Origin of the sequence: Noviherbaspirillum denitrificans (assembly GCF_002211445.1) — a bacterium.
GTDB classification, from domain to species: Bacteria; Pseudomonadota; Gammaproteobacteria; order Burkholderiales; family Burkholderiaceae_D; genus Noviherbaspirillum; species Noviherbaspirillum denitrificans.
Genome location: NZ_LSTO01000001.1, coordinates 3,486,780 through 3,507,730, shown reverse-complemented (window position 1 = coordinate 3,507,730; position 20,951 = coordinate 3,486,780). Strand labels below are relative to the sequence as shown.

Annotated in this window: 17 protein-coding genes; 15 read left to right on the top strand and 2 right to left on the bottom strand. The window is 63.4% G+C overall.

Going from position 1 to position 20,951, the window contains the following annotated elements:
• From AYR66_RS16925 to hppD, 5 genes are all read left to right on the top strand, one after another.
• A partial coding sequence (locus AYR66_RS16925) for a citrate/2-methylcitrate synthase (RefSeq protein WP_272938350.1) occupies positions 1-395 on the top strand: 395 nt, incomplete at its 5' end.
• Between the two features lie 65 nt (positions 396-460).
• Positions 461-2,221, top strand: coding sequence for a thiamine pyrophosphate-binding protein (locus AYR66_RS16920; protein WP_088708481.1), 1,761 nt, complete (start codon positions 461-463; stop codon positions 2,219-2,221).
• Between the two features lie 126 nt (positions 2,222-2,347).
• Positions 2,348-3,175 (top strand): sugar phosphate isomerase/epimerase family protein, encoded by an 828-nt coding sequence (locus AYR66_RS16915; RefSeq protein WP_088708480.1) that lies wholly within the window; start codon positions 2,348-2,350, stop codon positions 3,173-3,175.
• Between the two features lie 137 nt (positions 3,176-3,312).
• A complete protein-coding gene (locus tag AYR66_RS16910) occupies positions 3,313-4,641 on the top strand; it encodes an MFS transporter (protein ID WP_234814925.1) in 1,329 nt (442 codons plus the stop codon).
• 93 nt (positions 4,642-4,734) lie between these two features.
• Positions 4,735-5,820 (top strand): 4-hydroxyphenylpyruvate dioxygenase, encoded by a 1,086-nt coding sequence (gene hppD, locus AYR66_RS16905; protein ID WP_088708479.1) that lies wholly within the window; start codon positions 4,735-4,737, stop codon positions 5,818-5,820.
• Positions 5,821-5,862: 42 nt separating this feature from the next.
• On the opposite strand, the gene AYR66_RS16900 is transcribed toward hppD, so the two are convergent.
• Together AYR66_RS16900 and AYR66_RS16895 are read right to left on the bottom strand one after the other, a co-directional pair.
• Entirely contained in the window at positions 5,863-6,318 is a 456-nt protein-coding gene (locus AYR66_RS16900) for a cache domain-containing protein (protein ID WP_088708478.1), read from the bottom strand.
• 89 nt (positions 6,319-6,407) lie between these two features.
• On the bottom strand, positions 6,408-8,132 hold the full coding sequence (locus AYR66_RS16895; protein ID WP_088708477.1) for a thiamine pyrophosphate-binding protein: 1,725 nt from the start codon (positions 8,130-8,132) through the stop codon (positions 6,408-6,410).
• Between the two features lie 241 nt (positions 8,133-8,373).
• On the opposite strand from AYR66_RS16895, the gene AYR66_RS16890 reads away from it, so the two are divergent.
• The 10 genes from AYR66_RS16890 (at position 8,374) to gcvA (ending at position 20,891) form a co-directional block, all read left to right on the top strand.
• Positions 8,374-9,741, top strand: a complete 1,368-nt coding sequence (locus AYR66_RS16890) for an MmgE/PrpD family protein (RefSeq protein WP_088708476.1) — start codon at positions 8,374-8,376, stop codon at positions 9,739-9,741.
• Between the two features lie 156 nt (positions 9,742-9,897).
• Positions 9,898-10,848: an AEC family transporter gene (locus AYR66_RS16885; RefSeq protein ID WP_088708475.1), complete on the top strand. Its 951-nt coding sequence runs from the start codon at positions 9,898-9,900 to the stop codon at positions 10,846-10,848.
• Positions 10,849-10,952: 104 nt separating this feature from the next.
• Positions 10,953-11,864, top strand: a complete 912-nt coding sequence (locus AYR66_RS16880; RefSeq protein WP_170942180.1) for a LysR family transcriptional regulator — start codon at positions 10,953-10,955, stop codon at positions 11,862-11,864.
• Between the two features lie 82 nt (positions 11,865-11,946).
• Complete coding sequence (locus AYR66_RS16875; protein WP_088708473.1) at positions 11,947-12,759, top strand: shikimate dehydrogenase family protein; 813 nt, start codon at positions 11,947-11,949, stop codon at positions 12,757-12,759.
• 112 nt (positions 12,760-12,871) lie between these two features.
• Entirely contained in the window at positions 12,872-14,608 is a 1,737-nt protein-coding gene (locus AYR66_RS16870) for an FAD-dependent oxidoreductase (protein WP_088708472.1), read from the top strand.
• Between the two features lie 90 nt (positions 14,609-14,698).
• Positions 14,699-15,523: a shikimate dehydrogenase gene (gene aroE / locus AYR66_RS16865; protein ID WP_088708471.1), complete on the top strand. Its 825-nt coding sequence runs from the start codon at positions 14,699-14,701 to the stop codon at positions 15,521-15,523.
• A gap of 175 nt (positions 15,524-15,698) precedes the next feature.
• Positions 15,699-16,568, top strand: coding sequence for a branched-chain amino acid ABC transporter permease (locus AYR66_RS16860; RefSeq protein ID WP_088708470.1), 870 nt, complete (start codon positions 15,699-15,701; stop codon positions 16,566-16,568).
• On the top strand, positions 16,565-19,111 hold the full coding sequence (locus AYR66_RS16855) for a branched-chain amino acid ABC transporter ATP-binding protein/permease (protein WP_088708469.1): 2,547 nt from the start codon (positions 16,565-16,567) through the stop codon (positions 19,109-19,111). Before AYR66_RS16860 ends, AYR66_RS16855 begins: the two co-directional genes overlap by 4 nt.
• Positions 19,108-19,839, top strand: coding sequence for an SDR family NAD(P)-dependent oxidoreductase (locus AYR66_RS16850; protein ID WP_088708468.1), 732 nt, complete (start codon positions 19,108-19,110; stop codon positions 19,837-19,839). Before AYR66_RS16855 ends, AYR66_RS16850 begins: the two co-directional genes overlap by 4 nt.
• Before the next feature lie 137 nt (positions 19,840-19,976).
• Positions 19,977-20,891, top strand: coding sequence for a transcriptional regulator GcvA (gene gcvA / locus AYR66_RS16845; RefSeq protein ID WP_088708467.1), 915 nt, complete (start codon positions 19,977-19,979; stop codon positions 20,889-20,891).
• Positions 20,892-20,951 lie beyond the last annotated feature (60 nt).

Here is a 20,951-nt window from a genome sequence, read left to right as displayed (position 1 = left end):
CCGGCTTCGGCCATCGCTTCCACCCGACCGACCCGCGCACGCCGCGGCTGCTGCAGCTGGTCGATGCCGCCCGTGGAAAGGGCACGATCGGCGGGCACTATGCGCGCATCGGCGTCGCGGTCGAAGAGGCGCTCGCGCGCCGCACCGGCAAGCGCATCCCGATGAACATCGATGGCGTGACCGCCGTGATTTTTTCCGAACTTGGATTTGCCGCCGAACTGGGGCGCGGGCTGTTCATCCTGTCGCGCGCGGTCGGCATCCTGTCGCACGCATGGGAACAGAAGCAGCAGGGCGCCCGCATCAAGGGACCGATGCCCAAGGGTATTCCCTACAGCTACACGGGCGTGCCGGAGCGCCGCCTCGCACCCGGCAGCCTCGACAAGGACAAGACCTGACCACCGAAATCCGCGGGCGCCGCCCGCCAGTGAAGCACCCGTGACCTGATCCCATGGAGACCCAAATGAAAGACCTGATTTCGCACCAGCTGGTGAAGTACCTTGAAGACCGCGGCGTCACCCATCTGTTCGGCCTGTGCGGCCACACCAACATCGCCGTCCTCTCCGCGCTGGAAAAGAGCAGCATCAAGTTCATCAATACCCGCCATGAACAGGTCGCGGCGCACATCGCCGACGGTTATGCGCGCGCCGGCAAGCAGACCGCCGTCCTGCTCAGTCACCTCGGCCCCGGCCTCACCAACGCATCCACCGGTGTCGCCAATGCGGCGCTGGATTCGATCCCGATGGTCGTGATCGCCGGCGACGTGCCCAGCCATTATTACGGCAAGCATCCGCACCAGGAGATCAACCTGCACGCGGACGCGTCGCAGTCCGAGATTTACCGGCCGTTCTGCAAGCGTGTGTGGCGCGTCGAGCGTCCGGACCTGTTCCCGGAAATCATTGAAAAGGCTTTCCAGCTCGCCGAGAGCGGCCGCCCGGGTCCGGTCCTGGTGTCGGTGCCGATGGATATCTTCTCGATGGAAGTCGACGTCGCGCTGTTCGACCGCGTGAAGCCGCATACCCGCAAGCTGCGCAAGCCGTCGATCGACGAGCAGACCGCAACCCAGATCATCGAGACGCTGGTCAATGCGAAATCCCCGCTGCTGTACGTTGGCGGCGGCGTGGTGCTGGCTGACGCGGCGGAAGAGCTGAAGGAATTCGTCACCCGCATGAGCTTCCCGGTCGCGCACAGCCTGATGGGCAAGGGCGTGCTGCCGGACGACCATCCATTCACGCTGGGCATGACCGGTTTCTGGGGCACGAAATTCGTCAACGGCAAGTGCCGCGACGCGGATTACGTGTTCGGCCTCGGCACCCGTTTCGCGGAAGCCGACTGCAGTTCCTGGGAGTCGGAATACACCTTCAACTTCCCCGGCTCGAAGCTGATCCACATCGACATCGACCCGAGTGAAATCGGCCGCAACTACCCGGCGGAAATCGGCGTTGTCGCCGACCTCAAGCAGGCGCTCGTCGTGCTCAACCGCGTGGCGAAGAAGCTGTATCCGGAAGGCCGCCGCAACGACACGCTGAAAGAGGAAATCGCTGCGTATCGCAAGGATTTCGTGGCCGGCAACCAGAAGCACGTGGTCAACGATGCTTTCCCGATGCGCCCGGAACGCATCCTTGCCGCAGTGCGTGAAGTGCTGCCGCGCGACGCCATCATCACTACCGACGTGGGCTGGAACAAGAACGGCGTCGGCCAGCAATTCCCGGTCTATACGCCGGGCAGCATCCTGACACCGGGCGGTTACGCAACGATGGGCTTCGGCGCCCCCGCGGCGATCGGCGCGAAGATCGCTTGCCCGAACCGCGTTGTCGTGTCGCTGGTGGGCGACGGCGGCTTCGGCCAGAACCCGGCGCTGCTGGCCACCGCCATGGAAGAAAACGTCCCGGTCGTGTGGGTCATCATGAACAACTGCGCGTACGGCACCATCGCCGGCCTGCAGAAGGCGCACTACGGCACCACCGTCGGCACGCTGTTCCGCAAGGATGGCGAACCGTACAACGTCGACTACGCGGCGATCGCCCGCGCCTATGGCGCGGAAGGCGTGCGGATCGAATCGGCCGAAGAATTCAAGACCGTGCTGGAGCGCGCGGTCAATTCCGGCAAGCCGTTCGTGATCGATGTCGCGATGATGAACGAACCTGTGCCGACTGCCGGCCACTGGAACATCATGGACATCTACTCGCCGGACCGCAAGGTGCACCACGTATCGACGGACTGATGCACTGCAGCAGGAACAGGCCGATGGACGCGTGCTTGTACCAGGGCGGCTGTCCGGTTGCCAACCGGGTAGCGCCCGTGCATCATGCACTGGGATGACCTCTTCAACCATTGACCAAGATCCGCGATGCCAATCAGCCTAGATCGATTCAGTTTCAGCACCGTTGCCATGGGCGGCGACCTCGAACACAAGCTGGAGGCGATCCGTGGCGCCGGCTTCGGTTCGGTGGAATTGTGGGCCAGCGACCTGCTCAAGCACCCGGGCGGCGCGCACGCCGCGGCGCAGGCCGTAAAAGACAGCGGACTGAAGGTCGGCAGCTTCCAGATGCTGCGCGATTTCGACAGCGGCCCGCGGGAAGCGCGCGCGCAAAAGATCGAAGTGGCGAAGAACCTGATGCAAATCATGCAATCCGTCGACGCCCGGCTGCTGCGGGTGAGCGCCACCACCTCGCCCTTCAGCACCGACAACATCGACCAGGCGGCGGAAGACCTCGCGACGCTGGCCACGCTGGCGATTCCGCTGGGGATGAAGATCGGTTTCGAGGCATTGCCGAATGCAATGTGGATCCGCGATTACGCACAGGCGTGGGAAGTGGTGCAGCGCGCAAACTGCCCCAACCTCGGCGTGGTGGTCAATGCGTTCCACGTATTCGTGCGCAAGTCGCCGCTTGATGCACTGCGGCAGATCCCGGTGGAGAAGATCGCACTGGTGCCGCTCGCGGATTTCGTGATGGATTTCGAGCATCCGGCAGAGGTGTTGCAGCACCAGCGGGTGTTCCCGGGAGAAGGCTCGCAACGGTTCGGCGAATTGCTGAAGCTGCTGGAAGGGCAGGGATACCGCGGCGACTACGCGTTCGAGGTGCTCAATGACGGTTACGGCAACGCGAAACCGTCGTTCGTGGCCGAACGCGGACGCACAAGCGTCGATTGGCTGAACGCGCAGACCACCGCGTAAGGCGCCAGCGGACGCGCATTGCGCACCGCTTCTCCGGATCGTGCCAGGCCTGCAAACAAAAGAATTAGAGATCAAAAAAGCAATGGCCAGGGCCAGAGGAAAAATTTCCTTTCCAACCGATTCAGGAGAAGACTGACGTGATCAACAATTTCACCCAGCCGGCGGCAGCGCCGGTGGTTCCCGCCACAACATTCGGCAAGATCCGCGCCGCCATGACGATCGGTAAAGTGCGCTGGGGCATGCTGGCCCTCGTGTTCTTTGCCACCACCCTGAACTACATCGACCGCGCGGCGATGGGCATCATGCAGCCGGTGCTGTCCAAGGCCATGAACTGGACCGCACAGGATTACGCCAACATCAATTTCTGGTTCCAGGTCGGCTACGCGATCGGCTACCTCATCCAGGGCCGGTTGATCGACCAGCTTGGCGTCAAGCGCGGATTCGCGATCGCAGTGTTCTTCTGGAGCATTGCCGCGGCCGCGCATGGGCTGGCCGGCTCGGTGCTCGGCTTCATGGTGTGCCGCTTCTTCCTCGGTTTGTCGGAAGCGGGCAATTATCCGTCCTGCATCAAGACCACGCGCAACTGGTTCCCGGCGGGTGAGCGCGCGATTGCCGCTGGCATCTTCAATGCCGGCACCAACGTCGGCGCGATGGTCACGCCGATGCTGATTCCGGCAATGATGGCGGTGTGGGGATGGCAAGTGTCGTTCTACGTGATCGGCGCCGCCGGCCTGATCTGGCTCTTCTTCTGGCTGAAGTCCTATCACAACCCGGAAGACCATCCGACCGTGACCGCGCGCGAACTGGAATATGTGCAGAGCGGCGCGGAGGCCGAGCCGCCGAAGGTGCCGATTTCAAAAGTGCTGCGCCTGCGCGCCACCTGGGCCTATGCCTTCGGCAACATGATGTCGGCGCCGGTGTTCTGGTTTTACCTGTACTGGCTGCCGCCTTTCCTGAACAAGCAATACAACCTCGGTATCAGCGTGAGCCAGCTCGGCCTGCCGCTGATCGTGATCTATCTCGCCGCCGACGTCGGCAGCGTGCTGGGCGGCGTGCTGTCTTCCACGATGATTGCGCGCGGCATGGCGCCGCTGCGTTCGCGGCTGTTGTCGATGCTGATCTGTGCGCTGTGCATCCTGCCCATCATGTTCGCGGCATCGGCCAGCGGCCTGTGGAGCGCGGTACTGTACATCTCGATCGCCATCGCCGCCCACCAGGCATGGACTGCCAACATCTGGAGCGTCGCGATGGATACCGCGCCGAAGAACGCGGTCAGCTCCGTGTTCGGCGTCGGCGGAATGTGCGGTGCGATCGGCGGCATGTTCATGACGCAACTGGTCGGCTATATCCTGACCGCGACCGACAACAATTATTCGGTGCTGTTTACGATGGTGCCGGTTGCCTACTTCATTGCGCTGACATGGGTATTCCTGGTCGCGCCGCGCAAGCCCGAAGTTGCAGCATAGAAGAGTGTGTTTCGGCATTGCGATCCCACCTATAATTCAAGGGGATCGCAACGCGTATCCGAACCCGGTCACACATCACACGCAGGAGACGGCATGACAGCAGACTTCGTCACATGGGATAACCCGATGGGCACCGCCGGGTTCGAATTCATCGAATTCGCCGCGCCGGACCCGGTGGCACTGGGATCCTATTTCGAACGCCTCGGATTCAAGGCCATCGCGCGGCACCGTCACAAGAACGTCACCCTGTATCGACAGGGTGAAGTCAACTTCCTCATCAACGCCGAACCTGACTCATTCGCCGCCGGCTTCGCGGACGAACATGGCTTGTCGATCTGCGCGGTCGGCATCCGCGTGCAGGATGCGGCAGCCGCCTACCAGCGCGCGCTCGATCTTGGCGCATGGAGTTTCGTCAGCAACACGGTGGGCCCGATGGAGCTGAACATTCCGGCGATCAAGGGCATCGGCGAATCGCTGATCTATTTCGTCGATCGCTGGAACGGCAAGAATGGCCGCAAGGGCGGCATCGGCGATATCTCGATCTACGACGTCGACTTCGAACCGCTGGATATCGCCACGGCCGAGCAGGACATGGTGCATCCCGGCGCGGGGCTGTTCCGCATCGACCACCTCGCGCTCAGCGCACCGGTCGGCCGCATGCCGGAATGGATCACCTTCTACCAGCGCATCTTCAATTTCCGCGAGATCCACGACATCGACGCGCACTGGCATCTCGCCGCGCAATCGAAGGTGATGGTTTCTCCCTGCGGCCAGATCCGCATTCCGCTCTACGAGGAAGGCAGCGAACGCTCGGCGCAGATGCAGCGCTACCTTGCTGAATACCACGACGAAGGCATCCAGCATATCGCGCTGGAAGCGAGGGACATCCATGCGACAGTCGAGGCACTCGCCGGCAAGGTGCAATTCGTGCCGACGGCGGACAAATACTACGACCAGGTCGACCAGCGTTTACCCGGACACGGCGAAGACGTGCAGCGCCTGCGCCGCAACCATGTGCTGATCGACGGGACGACGGATGGAGACAACGGGCCGGAACTGCTGCTGCAGATTTTCACGCGGCCGGAAGTCGGACCGCTGTTCTTTGAAATCGTCGAGCGCAAGGGCGGGCACGGTTTTGGTGAAGGCAACCTGCAGGCGCTGATCGACGCTGTGTCGTGATGGAATACGGGCAGCGTTCCTTGCTGCCCGAGAGCCTGTCGATTACTTGTAAATCCCGCTACCGACGATCATGTCGCCGACGCGTTCGATGTAGGTGGTCTTCGTGCCGATCTGCTGGGTGACGGGATTGGGCCAGCGGTAGGTGATCCAACCGCTTCCCTTGCTCTTGGCCAGCTCGGCCATTTCATGGTTGAACGCCTTGCCGTCGGCATCCTTCAGGTCGAGCAATTCCTTGCCGACCAGGCGCGCATTCGTCGGGTGACACAGCACCTTGATGTTCACGTCCTGCACGAACACATAGAGTTCGCCCTTCAGGAAGCCGGTGTCGGTGCTGGAGAAATCCTTGCACGCCTTGTCGAGGCCGTTGGTCTTGATGTGGGCAGCCGCCTTCTTCACCAGCTGCTTTACTTCGCTTTCCCGCTCGGTTTCCGCGAGCGCGGATTGCGCGGAACACAGGACAGCGACGCCGATGAAAACGGACGAGAGTCTGGACAGCATGTGGTCTCCTTGTTATTGGATAAAAAAAGTGACGGACCACGGCATCGACGATGCCGTGTCCATCATGAAAGACCTCGGAGGAGGGGAGATCAGTTCGGCTTGCGGAACATGCGGTTGATTTCCCAGTGGCCGGTGGTCGGCGTCGGCACCAGTTGCACCGGCACCTGGATCACGGTCGGCACGCCGGAGGCCAGTGCATCGCGCACCGCGCCTTCCAGCTGGTCGGCACGTTCGATTGCCACGCCATTCGCGCCGAATGCGCGGGCGATGGTGGCGAAGTCGATGTGGTAGGGCTTGCCGTCCGACTCGAACATGCAACCGTAGGTGCCGCCAAGATGGCGTTTCTCGATACCCGAGATCACGCCGTAGGAAGCGTTGTCCATCACCACCCACACTACCGGCAGCTTCTGCTCGACCGCCGTCGCGATCACGCCGACGTTGCTGGAGAAGCAGCCGTCGCCGATCAGCGCGACTGCTGCACGGTCCGGCGCCGCATACTTCGCGCCCAGCACCGCGGCGTGGCCGAAGCCCATCGTCGCCATGCCGCCGGGGGTGATCATGGTGCCCGGCACGTTGAGTGCCATCTGCTGGCCGACGCCGTTCTTGTTCCAGCCCACGTCGGTGACGATGAAGCCGTCTTCCGGCAGCGCCTTGCGCACGTCGGCGATCACGCGTTCCGGGCGCAGCGGGAATTCAGTCGATTCGCGCTGTTCGGCCCAGCGCGTCTGGAAGCTGGCGCGGCCGTCGGCGATGGTCTTGCGCAAGTTCCCGCGGTTGCGGTGTTCCATGCCCTTGGCGGCCTTTGCGATCATGCCCAGCGCCTGCTTGGCATCCGCAACGATGCCCAGCTCCGCCTGGTAGTTGCGGCCGATTTCGCCGGCATCGATATCGATGTGGATCAGGCGCGATTTCGGAATGTCGAAGGTGAATTCCGGATCCCAGGAGCTGCAGTCGGTTTCCGCGAAACGCGTGGCGACGGCGACGATGAGGTCGGCGTTGCGGCAGAGTTCATTCGCGACCGGCTGGCCCCAGTAGCCGGTCGTGCCCAGCAGCAGCGGATGCGCATCGGGCAGCGAACCCTTGCCCATCAGGCTGGTGGCAACCGGCACTTCCAGCGCTTCGGCCAGGGCGATCAGTTCCTTGGTGGCGCGGGCAATGTGGATGCCGCCGCCGACGTACAGCACAGGGCGTTCCGCCTTGGCGAGCGCTTCGGCGACCAGCCTGGCCTGCTCTTCGGAAATCGCCGGGTTGGCGATCGGCGCCGGCGTCTGCTTGAAGGAGCCGACCGGCAGTTCGGTCGAGAAGAAATCCATCGGCACGTCCACCAGTACGACGCCCTTGCGGCCGGACTGGGCAATGTGGAACGCGCGTTCCAGCACGCGCGGCAGGTCGTCGGCGCGGGTCACGCGGTAGACGCGCTTGCAGATCGGACGGCAGATTTCGATCTGGTCCGCATCGGCGTGCAGGTTCACTTCCTGGTGCGGGCCGCGGCCAAAACCGTAGGACTGGATGTTGCCGGTGATGACGACCATCGGCACCGAATCCAGCGACGCGGTGGCGATGCCGGTGATCGCATTGGTGAGGCCGGGGCCGACGTGGGTGAGGACGACGCCGGGCTTGCCCGAGACGCGTGCGTAACCGTCGGCGATATGGGCGGCGAGCTGTTCATGGCGGCACGACACGAAGTTGATCTTGCTGCGGCTCAGCGCGTCCAGCATCTGCACCAGCGTGTGGCCGCACATGCCATACATGACTTCCACGCCGACGCGCTCCAGGTATTCAACCATCTGTACCGCTGCTACTTGCTTTTCCATAATTATCGCCTCACCAGTTATGAATGGCCCGGAACGCCCGGCCCCTTTTCTCTAGAACTCCGGCATGGATGCCGTCACTGTTGCCATCCTAGTCCGCGCCGCCGCCTGCGTTACGAAAAAATGGAAACCGAGCTTTCACGGTAGCGGCCATGCATCGAATATGAAAGAAGCCTTTCCGAATTTTCACGTCGATTCGATAGCCACGCGCTAATATGAAATGCCACGCGATGGAGAACCCGACATGCAACGAATCCTGGATGAGATCGCCCTGTACACGCAACACGAAGCGAATCGGGAACTGTCCGATGAAGTGATGCACCATGCGAAGCGCGCGGTGGTCGACTGGTTTTCCGCTCTGTACCCGGGCACCCGCGTCGCGCCGGCGACCAACCTCGTGCGCGCGCATTTCCGCGAACTGGGGCATGGTCGCTCCAGCCTGCCCGGCTTCAAGACCACGGCCTTCCCCGCGACGGCAGCCTGGATCAACGGCACCGCGTCGCATGCAGTCGAGTTCGACGATATCTTTCGCGACGCGGTCTACCATCCCGGCGTGCCGACGATTGCTGCCGCGCTGGCGGTGGCCGAGGACGAGGCGTGTTCCGGGCGCGACCTGCTGCGTGCGGTGACGGTCGGCTATGAAGTGTCGACGCGCATCGGCGCGGCGGTGCAGCCCTCGCATTACCGCTTCTTCCACACCACTGGCACCGTCGGCTGCTTCGGCAGTGCCGCGGCTGTGGCTTTCCTCACCAATCCCGGCGACACCAATGTCATGCGCCATGCGCTGGCGACCGCAGCCACCTTTGCGTCCGGCCTGCAACAGGCGTTCCGCTCCGAATCGATGACCAAGGCGCTGCACGGCGGGCATGCGGCCGCCGCCGGCGTCACGGCAGCCAAGGGCGCGGCCAACGGCATTACCGGCGCGCTCGACATCCTGGAAGGCGATGCCGGCTTCGGCGCCGCGATGTCCGACGGACCGCACTGGCACCGCGCGACCGATGGTCTTGGCGAACGCTACAACATCACGCAGGTCACGCAAAAGAACCACGGCTGCTGCGGGCATACCTTTGCCGCGATTGATGCGGCGCTCGTCCTTCGGAGCGAGATCGGTGAATTGCATCCGGCTGCGATTCGCTCCATCGCCGTCGATACCTACCAGGCCGCGCTCGACGTCACCGGCAATGCCGATCCGCAATCCGCCCAACAGGCCAGGTTCAGCCTGCCGTACGTGATCAGCCACGCGCTCCTGTATGGCTCGGTGCGCCTGAACGCGTTCACCGAGACGCGCCTGTCGGACGAACGCACCCGCGCGCTGATGCGCCGCGTGTCGCTGAATGCCGATCCAGAACTGAGCGCCAAATTCCCGGCAGTCCGCGCCGCGCGCGTCACCATCACAACCGAGGACGGGCGCACCTTCCAGCATTTCTCGCCGTACCGCAAGGGCGATCCCGAAGCGCCGCTTACCGACGGCGAACTGAACGACAAGTTCGATGAACTGGTCGCGCCCGTCATCGGCGCCGGCCCGGCTTTGCAACTGCGCGACAAGCTGTGGCAGCTCGACCGCATCGACCTTGCCGACCTCCGCCTCGTGCCGGAGCAGCCGGCCCGATAAGCTGACTGTGCCATTCAAACCCGCCCGCTGCTTCGGCTGCGCGGCGGGTTTTGTGTTTTTGCCAATTTCCGGATGAATTCGAAAAAGTGTTATATTGTCCTAAACTGGAATGCCATTCCAGAATAGTCGATTCGCCGGGAAAAGAGAAGAACAGGCATGCTGGAAATACTTTTGATCACCGGCCCGATTTTCACCATCATCGGGCTCGGTTTCGCGGCAGTGCGCCTGGAATGGTTTACCCGGGCTGACATCCGTGTCATGGGCCGCTTCGTCATCAGTATTGCGCTACCCGCGCTGCTGTTTCGCGCACTGTCCGAACGTGACTTCACCGAAATCATGAACCTCAGGTTCATCGCGGGTTACGCGCTCGGATCGCTGGCCGCGATGGCGATCGGATTCTCGGTAGCCCGTTTCGGCCAGAAGCGCAGCCTGCAGGCGAGCGCATTGCGCGGCCTCGGCATGTCGGCGTCGAACAGCGGCTTCATCGGCTATCCGATCGTGGTGCAGTTCCTCGGGCCCACCGCAGCGGTGGCGATGGCGCTGACGATGACAGTGGAAAACCTGTTGATGTCCCCACTCGCGCTGGGCGTGGCCGAGGCCGGCATGCGGGACAGCGGCGGCCGTCCCGCGCGCGCGGTCGTGCTGGCCGCCTTCGCGCAGCTACTGCGCAACCCGCTCATCATCGCCATCATCGCCGGCTTTACCTGCTCGATGCTGGACCTGCGCGCACCGGCGCCGGTCAGCCGAGCAATCGAAATGCTGGCCGCGGCATCCGCGCCGGTCGCACTGTTCGTCATCGGCGGCACGCTGGTCGGCCTCAAGCCGGGACGGATGGTCGGCGACATTTCGCAAGTCGTCCTCGGCAAATTGATCCTCCATCCGCTCGCGGTGCTGGCGATGTTCCTGTTCATCCCGCATCCCGAACCGACGCTGTTCGCGGCCGCGCTCGCCTTTGCCAGCATGCCGATGATGAGTATCTATCCGATCCTCGCGCAGCGCTACGGCGAGGATGAAGTGTGCGCAGCGGCCTTGCTGGCGACGACGGTCGCTTCGTTTGCGAGCATCAGCGGCTCGCTGTGGCTGATACGCAGTACGTTGATGAGCTAAACCGATGGTTTCTTCGGCCAACCCGGCGTAGGATTGCCATCAAGAATGCACTGCGGTCTGGAATTGACCGAGGTCAAGAAAGTCAGGAGACAAAGCAGATGAGAATGGATATTCCCGCGCTGGAACTCTTCGTCGCCGCCGTCGAGGACAAGAGCCTGTCGCGCGCGGCCGAGCGCGTCAACGTCGTGACCTCGGCCGCCAGCAAGCGCATCATCGAACTCGAACGGCAGCTCGGCGTCGTGCTCCTGCATCGCCATGGCCGGGGCGTGGAACCCACACCGGCGGGCAACATGCTGTACCAGCGCGCCAAATCCATCCTGCGCGGCGTCAAGCTGGCCGAAGAAGCAGTGGCCGAATTTGCGCCCACCGGCATCGCAAAAATCCGCCTGGTCGCGAACCGCTCGACCATGCTGCAGTACATCCCCACCATCGTCAGCCGCTACCTGAAGCGCACTCCCGATACCCGCATCGACCTGCTCGAGCGCCTGAGCTTCGACATACCCCGTCTCGTGGCCGACGGCGAGGCCGACATCGGCGTCTACCACAGCATCCGTCCGGCGCCGGGCGTGACCTCGTATCCCTATGTCGGCGACCGCGTGGTGCTGGTGGTGCCGCGCGGCCACGAGCTCGAAGCCAAGGGTTCGATCTATCTCGAAGAAGCGGTCGATTACGATTTCGTCGGCTATTTCCCGCGCCACTCCTTCGAAGCCTTCATGGAGCTGGCGGAGCAAAGCCTCTCGCGCCCGCTGAATGTGCGGGTGCAGGTCACCAACTTCGAAGCCCGCTGCACCATGGTCAGCGAAGGCCTCGGGCTGGCGATCATGCCGGAGCAGGGCGCGCGCATGCATGCATCGCGCCTGAACCTGACCTGCCTGCCGCTCAAGGATGAATGGGCGGTGCGCCAGTACTACCTGTGTGCGCGCAACGCATCCAACCTGACGCCGCCGGTGTCGGACCTGTTGCAGTACATGATCCAGGCGGGCAAGGAAACCTGCAGCGCGTCAGCGCAAATCTGAACGCTTCGTTTCCGAATTTTCATCCCTGCCGGAATGCCGGCAGCTACCATCGATGAGGATGACAATTCGATACGGAGACCAGATGGACAGCTATGCAAAACTGAGTGGCGAAACGCGCCTTATTGGCATCGTCGGCGACCCGATCGCGCAAGTGAAATCGCCGGCCGGCGTGACCAAGGCCTTGCTGGAAAGCGGCCGCAACGCCGTCGTCATTCCCGTCCATGTGTCTCCCCCCGACCTCGAACGCTTCGTCAATGGCATTAGCCTGGCGAAGAATTTCGACGGCCTGCTCGTCACCGTTCCCCACAAATTTGCCGCAACGCGCTTCTGCGCGACACTGACCGACCGTGCGCGCTTTCTCGGAGCAGTCAACGTGATGCGCCGCAACGCCGACGGTTCCTGGCACGGCGACATGGTGGATGGCCCGGCCTTCGTTGGCGGCATCCGCAAGGCCGGCTGCCGTCCCGAAGGCCAGCGCGCATTGCTGGTCGGCGCCGGTGGTGCGGGCTCCGCGATTGCGCTTGCGCTGCTGGAAGCCGGCGTCGCCGAGCTGGCAATCCACGATGAAGACAAGGACCGCCGCGACTCCCTCGTTGAAAGGCTGCGGACCCGCTTTGGCAGCCGGGTTCGCATCGGCTCTTCGGACCCGACCGGTTTTAAGCTGGTTGCTAACGCCACGCCCGTCGGCATGCGTCCCGATGATCCCATGCCGGTGCAGGCGGACAAGTTCACCGCCGACATGTTCGTCGGCGACGTGATCACCGCCCCCGCAGTGACGCCCATGATCGAAGCCGCGCGCCGCGCGGGCTGCGGCACGCAGATCGGCCTCGGCATGTTCCAGGTGGACCTGGGCCTGATGTTCGACGTCCTGGTCGAGGAAGGGCCGTTAAAGTAGAGCAGCTTTCGCGGAAACGCTCATCTGCGTGTCCATATCCTCAACGGTCGTTCCGTTCGCACTGATATAGTGTTTCATATTTGAACGCCGTTCCAATTTGTAAGGAGACGACATGTTGCTGGATCTCGGGAAGCTCCCGCCCGAAGGGGAGACATACGATGTGGTGGTGGTCGGCGCAGGCGGCGCCGGCATGTCCGCCGCGCTGATTGCGGCGATCGAGGGCAAGAAAGTCTTGCTGGTCGAGCGCACCGAGTATGTCGGCGGCACGACCGCGCTGTCTGCCGCCACCACCTGGATTCCGTGCACCCGGCATGCGGCAGAAGTGTCCCAAGGCGATACCCTCGAAACCGCGGAAAAATTCCTGAACGCCGCCGTCGGCGACCGCACGCCGGCCGAGCTGCGCCGCGTCCTCCTGCAGACCGGACCGAAGGCGGTCGACTATATCGAATCGAAGTCCGAGGTCAAATACCGTCCCTACCCGCTGCATCCGGACTACCTGACCGAGCTGGAAGGCTCGACCATGAAGGGTCGCGCGCTGGAGCCGAGTCCTTTCGACGGCCGCAAGCTGGGCAAGCTGCTGACGCTGGTCCGTCCTCCGATTCCTGAATTCACCGTCCTCGGCGGCATGGCCGTCGACCGCAGCGACATCTTTCACTTGCTGCGCGCAACCAAACAGGTCAAGTCGTTCTGGTATTCCGGCATGATCATCCTGCGCCACTGGAAGGACAAGCTCTTCTATCCGCGCGGCACGCGCATGGTGATGGGCAATGCGCTGATCGGACGCCTGCTGCTGTCGCTGGAACAGCGCAATGTCCCGATCGCGATCAAGACCTCGCTGGCGAAGATCCATGCCGACGCAGCCGGCGTGCATGCCGTGACGCTGGTGCAGGAAGGCAAGCGCCGCACGGTCAAGGTCACCGGCGGCGTGATCCTGGCAACCGGCGGTTTCACCCGCAATCCGAAACTGCGCAAGCAGATGCTGCCCGGCGTCGATATCGCATGGTGCCCGGGCGCGCCCGGCCACACCGGAGAAGCGCATGAACTCGCACTCAACATGGGCGCGCACTACGGCACCGGCGGCCTGACCAATTCCTTCTGGGCGCCGGTATCGCTGCGCAAGCGCAAGGATGGCAGCACGGCGGTGTTCCCGCACTTCGTGATGGATCGCGCGAAGCCCGGCTTCATTACCGTGAACAAGAAGGGCGAGCGCTTCCTGAACGAAAGCACGTCCTACCACCTGTTCGGCGTGGCGATGCAGGAAGAGAACAAGAAATCCGAATCCATCCCCGCCTACCTCGTGTGCGACGCGGTTGCCCTGAAGAAGTACGGCATCGGCATGGTCCGGCCCGGCCCGATGGGACTGGCGTCCGCATTGAAGGATGGTTACGTGACGAGCGGTGCGACGCTGGACGAGCTCGCGGCAAAGCTGAAGATCGATGCGTCTGGCCTGAAGGATAGCGTCAAGAAGATCAATGCCTACGCGGAAACCGGCGTCGATCCGGACTTCGGTCGCGGCACCACCGCGTACCAGCGCAACAACGGCGATGCGACATGGACCGGCAAGAACCCGAACATCGGACCGCTGAGCGTGGGGCCGTACTATGCGGTGCGCCTGTATCCGGGCGACATCGGCGCGGCGACCGGCCTCGTGACCGACGTGAATGCGCAGGTGCTGGACGCGCAGAACAGGCCGATCGCGGGCCTGTATGCAGTGGGCAATGACATGCACTCGGTGATGGGCGGCGTCTACACTGCGCCGGGCATCACCGTCGGTCCGGGCCTGGTGTTCGGCTATATCGCGGCCATGCATGCGATTGCGCGCAAGGCCGAGCAACGCGCAGCGGCGTAACTGCAGATATTTCCATAGCGAGGCGTGCCCCGGCAGGGACACGCCTTTTTCTTTTTGAGCGCCAAACCTGCGACTTCCAACGGAACACCCATGTCCGACCATTACGCCGTCATCGGCAATCCCATTTCCCACAGCAAATCCCCGGCACTGCACACCGCGTTCGCGCGCCAATGCGCGCAGGACATCGTCTACGGGGCAATCTTCGGACCGCTCGACAAATTCGCCGAATGCGTGACAGCTTTCCGCGCAAGTGGCGGCAAGGGGATGAATGTCACGCTCCCGTTCAAGCTCGAAGCCTTCGCGATTGCCGACGAGCTGACCGAACGCGCGCGCCTCGCCGAAGCGGTCAACACGCTCATGTTCGACAACGACCGCATCCTCGGCGACAACACCGATGGCGTCGGCCTGGTGCGCGACCTGAAGGAAAACCTTGGGTTGACGCTTGCAGGAAAGCGCATCCTCATCCTTGGCGCAGGCGGCGCCGCGCGCGGCGTGCTGCGGCCGTTGCTTGAAGAAGGGCCGTCGCGCCTGGCGATCGCCAACAACACGCCATCGAAGGCGGTGGCGCTGAAAGAGCAGGTCGCCAACGCTGCCCATGTGTCCGGCGGTGGCTTCTCGGATTTCAAGGGCGAACAATTCGACCTTGTCATCAATGCGACCTCGGCCAGCTTGAGCGGCGACGCCATCCCCCTGCATGACGGTGTCTTCGCCGACGGCGCATTCGCCTACGACATGGCGTACGGCGACGGCAATACACCGTTCATGGATGCGGCGCTGGCGCATGGCGTGGCGGGCGTGGCTGACGGCTTCGGCATGCTTGCCGGACAGGCCGCGGAATCCTTCCACCTCTGGCGCGGCGTGCGCCCGGACATCGTTCCGGTGATCGCGGAAATCCGAGCCAACTGGACCCGGTAACGCCGAAATGGCGTGTTCCGATAACTCATGACCCCATGATGTTTGCGAAACCTACACGCAAAAACCTTCCGCTATGATCGATTGCACCTGATCCCGCATTGCATGCGGGGGAAGTACAGACACAAGAAGCAATAGAAACAGGCAGCCGCGCCGGCGGCTGTCCAAGGAGACCTTCATGTTAGAAACCCTGCTGTCCCAGGCGACGAACGGACTCGTCCTGGGCTTCCTCTACGTGCTCATTGCGGTCGGCCTGTCGGTCATCTTCGGGATGCTCGGCATCGTCAACTTCGCGCACGGCGCATTCTTTTCCCTTGGCGCGTATTTTGCGGTCACGCTCTATAAGAGCTTCGGCTGGGCGGCGGTGATCTTCGCGCCCATCCTTGTCGGCATCGTCGGCATGATTGTCGAACTGCTGCTGATCCGGCGCATGTACGGCAAGGACCCGCTGGTCAGCCTTATCGTCACCTTCGCGCTTGCGCTGTTCATCGAGGCGCTGATCAAGCTGTTCTGGGGTGCGGGCGGGCAGCCGTTCAGCGCGCCGCCGTTCCTCGCCGGCTTTGTCGAATACGGCCCGATCCTGTTGACAAAATATCGCCTCGCCGTGCTGGTGACCACCGTCGCCTTGCTGCTCGGGCTGTGGGCATTCCTCACCTACACGCCGTTCGGCCGCATTCTGCGCGCCGGCAGCCGCGACGCTGAAATGGTTGGCCTGCTCGGCATCAACCTGCCGCGCGTGCTGACCGGTGTGTTCGGGCTCGGCTGCTGCATCGCCGGCATCGCCGGCCTGCTTGCGGCGCCGTTGTGGACGGTCACGCCATCGATGGCGGCCGGCGCCATCATGCCGGCCTTCGTCATCGTGACCATCGGGGGACTCGGTTCCTATCTCGGTGCGATCATCGCCGGCCTGCTGGTCGGTGTCGTCACCGGGTTGACCATCCAGTTCAAACCCGAGGCATCGGCCGCAGCCATGTATGTGCTGATGGCCATCATCCTTCTTGTCCGGCCGCGCGGCCTGTTTGGTGAACGCTGGGAGCGCTTCGAATGAAATCCTCTATCTTCCGTCATCCGGTTACCGGCCTGTCCGTCACGCTGGTTGCCATCTCCCTCGCTGCGCTGGCGCTCGATATTCCACTCAGCCGCATTACCGAGATCGCCATCTATACGCTCTATGGCGCGGGTGTGAACCTGCTGGTGGGATACACCGGCCTGGTGCCGTTCGGCGCGTCCGTGTTCTTCGGCTGCGCCAGCTATGCGGCAGCGCTGTCGATGCGCGGCATGTTCGGCAATGAAATTACCGCGCTGATCTTCGTGATGGTGTTCACCCTCGTGCTGGCCGTCGTGCTCGGCGCGGTGGTGTTGCGCCGCAAGGGCCTGTACTTCTCGCTGCTGACCCTGGCCTGTTCGCAGATCGCCTATGAAATCGCGTTCAAGTGGACCGATTTCACCGGCGGCGAAAACGGCTTGCAGAACGTGCCGCGTCCGCTGTTCGAATCGCAGCCGATGTTCCACGCGTTCTGCCTGGTCACGGTGGTCGGCGCGATGTGGATGTTGTGGCGTCTCGCGCATTCGCCTTTCGGCCGCCTGCTGCAGGCAATGCGCGACAATGAACAGCGCGTGACCAGCCTCGGCTACGACAGCTACCGCGTGAAACTTGCCGCCTTCGTCATCTCCGCGGTCGTCATCGGCTATGCGGGCGGCCTGCTGGCCTTCCTGCTGCAGGGCGCGTACGCCAACAACCTGAGCTGGCAGCACGCGGGCGACTCGCTGCTGATGACCGTGCTGGGCGGCGTGCATCATTTCCTCGGTCCGTTGTGGGGTGCGATCGGCTTCATCCTGCTGCAGGAAAAGCTGTCCGCGGTGACGGAAAACTGGTGGCTGCTGTTCGCCCCGATCATCATCCTGTCCGCACTGTTCTCACCCGAAGGCATCCACGGCCTGGTGCAGCGTGTTCGCGGCCGCGAACGCTGGTCGCTGGTGCGCAGCCGCACGCCGAGGCGCCCGGATGTCATCGCCAACTTCGACGACCGTCATACGAAGCTAGATCCGTCCAAGCCCATCCTCTCGGTGCGCGGGTTGAGCAAGTCCTTCGGTTCCATCGTCACGGCCAACAACATCGACCTCGATGTGATGCCTTGCCAGCTGCACAGCTTCATCGGACCGAACGGCGCCGGCAAGACCACCTTTTTCAACATGCTCACCGGTGTGCTGAGCCCGACAGCAGGGCAGATCCTGTTCGATGGCCATGACATCACCCGCATGCCGATCCACAAGCGCATTCGCCTCGGCATGGGACGCTCGTTCCAGATCGTCAGCGTGTTCCGCAACCTGACCGCGTTTGAAAACGTGCACGTCGCGGTGCGTGCCCGTCATGCGAAGCGCCATGGCATGTGGCGCGAAGCGTATGACCTGAACGAGGTCAATGCCCGCACCTGGTCGCTGCTGGCCGCGGTCGGCCTGCTGGACCGTGCGGAAGAGCTGTGCACCAACCTGTCGCACGGCGAGCAGCGCCTGCTGGAAATCGCCATCACGCTGGCAACGGAAGCCAAGCTGCTGCTGCTCGACGAGCCGCTCGCCGGCCTTGCCGAAGCAGACCGGCAGGTGGTCGGCGCGCTGATCCGCAAGCTGTCCCGCACCCATGCGGTGGTGCTGATCGAACACGACATGGACCGGGTGCTGACCCTGTCCGACCGCATCACCGTGCTGCACCAGGGCCGCCTGATCGCCGACGGCAAGCCCGCCGAAGTGGCGGCCAACCCCGACGTGATCACCGCCTACCTCGGCAAGCCGAAGGACGAGGAAGAAGCCGCCGCATTCGCGCCGGTCGCATCCGACCGCAAGCAGCAGATCGGTGCGCCGGTGCTGCAACTAAAGAAGGTATCGGCAGGCTACGCGGGCAGCCGCATCCTGAACGATGTCGATATCGTAGTGCGCGAAGGCGAAGCGGTGGCACTGCTCGGCCGCAACGGCGTGGGCAAGACCACGACGCTGCGCGCGATGATGGGCGCGGTGGAGATCGGCGGCGGCCAGGTGCTGTTCGACGGCAAGGACATCACGTCCTCCGCCTCGTACGAGATCAACCGCCTCGGCCTGTCGATGGTGCCGGAAGGGCGACGCCTGTTCCCCAACCTGACCGTGCAGGAAAACCTGCGCCTCGCGATGCGTCCGGGCGGCGCTTCGATGGATGAAGTGTTCGAGCTCTTCCCGCGCCTGCGCGAACGCATGAAGTCGCGTGCCGAAAACCTGTCGGGCGGCGAGCGCCAGATGGTGGCGATCGCGCGCGCCTTGATGGTGCCCAGCCGCGTGATCCTGCTCGACGAGCCCTTCGAAGGGCTGGCGCCCGCCGTGGTGAAGGAAGTGATGGATGCGGTGGTCCGCCTGCGCGGACGGGCCGCCCTCGTGATCGTCGAGCATCATGCGGAATCGGTGTTGCCCATCGTCGATCGCGCGTATGTGCTGGTCAACGGCAGCGTCGCATTCGAGGGCAGCGCGCAGAAGCTGGCGGCGGACAAGGAATTGCAGGGCCGCCTGCTCGGCGTCAGCGATGCCGCTGCAACGTCGACTTCGGAAGGCGTGGGAGCGGCTGCGTGATCCGAGGCCGCACGGCGATCGTGACCGGTGCCGCGCGCGGCATCGGTCTCGGCATTGCGCGCCGGCTTGCCGCCGACGGCTGCCGGGTCGTGTTGTGGGACCTCGATTTTTCGCGCTTCGACGTAGGGACGGCCGGCTTCGAGCCGCTGCTGCTGCAAACGGTGGATGTCACGGATGCAGCCGCGGTGGAAGCCGCGTTTGCGGTTGCCCGCGAAACGGCAGGAACCATCGACATCCTCGTCAACAACGCCGGCATCATCGGCCCGATCGTCCCGGCCTGGGAAGTGACGCCCGATGCATGGCGGCGGGTAATGGCAGTGAACCTCGACGGCGTCTACCACTGCTGCCGGGCCGCCGCCCCTCATATGCGGGACAACGGCCATGGACGAATTGTCAACATTGCATCCGTGGCCGGCAAGGAAGGCAATCCCAACAATTCCGCATACGCTGCCGCCAAGGCCGGCGTGATCGGATTCAGCAAGTCGCTGGCGCGGGAGCTGGCTGCGTCTGGCGTGCTCGTCAATTGCATCGCGCCGACGATGGCGGAAACCGACCTGCTGGCCGGCATGACGCCGGAGTTCATTGCGATGGTCAAGGGCAAGATCCCGATGGGCAGGCTTGCCTGCATCGAGGAAATCGCCGCCATGACCACCTGGATCGCGGGCCCGGAATGCAGTTTCACCACCGGTTTCGTGTTCGACCTCTCCGGCGGGCGTGCCACTTATTGAGAATCGAGCTTGCTCGAATCTTCATCGCTCGCCGTACCGCTTCCCGTAGAATCAAATCATCAGTGCGCGGCACATCTCCTGTGATGTGCCGGAGGTAAAACCTCATCGCAGCTGGTTACGGAAGAACGGTGTATTGCATGAGTCGCAACATTCCCCCGCTGAATCCGCTTCGCGTCTTCGAGAGCGTTGCGCGACTGAAAAGCTTCTCGAAGGCCGCGGACGAACTCTATGTCAGCCAGTCCGCGGTGAGCCGCCAGATCGGACTGCTGGAGGATTACCTCGGCATCCAGTTCTTCCACCGCGACCGCACCGGCGTGCGCCTGACCGACGCCGGACAGCGCTATTACCAGGACATCGGCCCGGCGTTCGAGCGCATCGCCGCCGCCACCCGGCGCCTGGGCATCGACAAGGACGTGGTGTACCTGCGGCTGCGGGTGTATTCGACCTTCGCCGCCAAGTGGCTCATGCGGCGCATGGTCGAATTCCAGCAGTCGAATCCGGAAGTGCGCCTGCGCATGACGACGGCGGTCGCACCGGTCGATTTCTCCAAGGAAGCGGTCGACGCATCGATCCAGTTCGGCGACGGCAAATGGCCGGGCGTGGACGCAACCTACCTGTTCGGCGACGACATCCGCCCGATGTGCAGTCCGGCCTTCCTGAAGCAGAACGGCCCGGTGCGCCATCCCAAGGACTTGCTGCGCTGCCGACTGATCCATTCCCACTACCGGCAGGATGACTGGCCAGCCTGGCTGAAGTCGGTCGACCTCGAAATGCCGCAGGAAGACGAACCGCTGATGCTGCCCAGTTCGCTGCTGGCCTACCAGGCGGCGATCGACGGGCTGGGCGTCGTGATGGGCCAGCAGCGCATGCTGGAAGCCGAACTCGCGAGTGGCGCGCTGGTCTGCCTCACCGACCATTCGCTGCAGCGTGAACTTGCCTACTACCTGGTCACGCCGTCGAACGCATCCAACCGCGAGCAAACCAATGTGGTGCGGGACTGGCTGCTCGGGACGATTGCCGGCAGTGATGCGCGTTCATCCGCGCAGGGATGACATTCATTCCCGATCCGCTGTTCTATCTGGCGGCGATCCCTGCGGTACTTCTCAACAGCA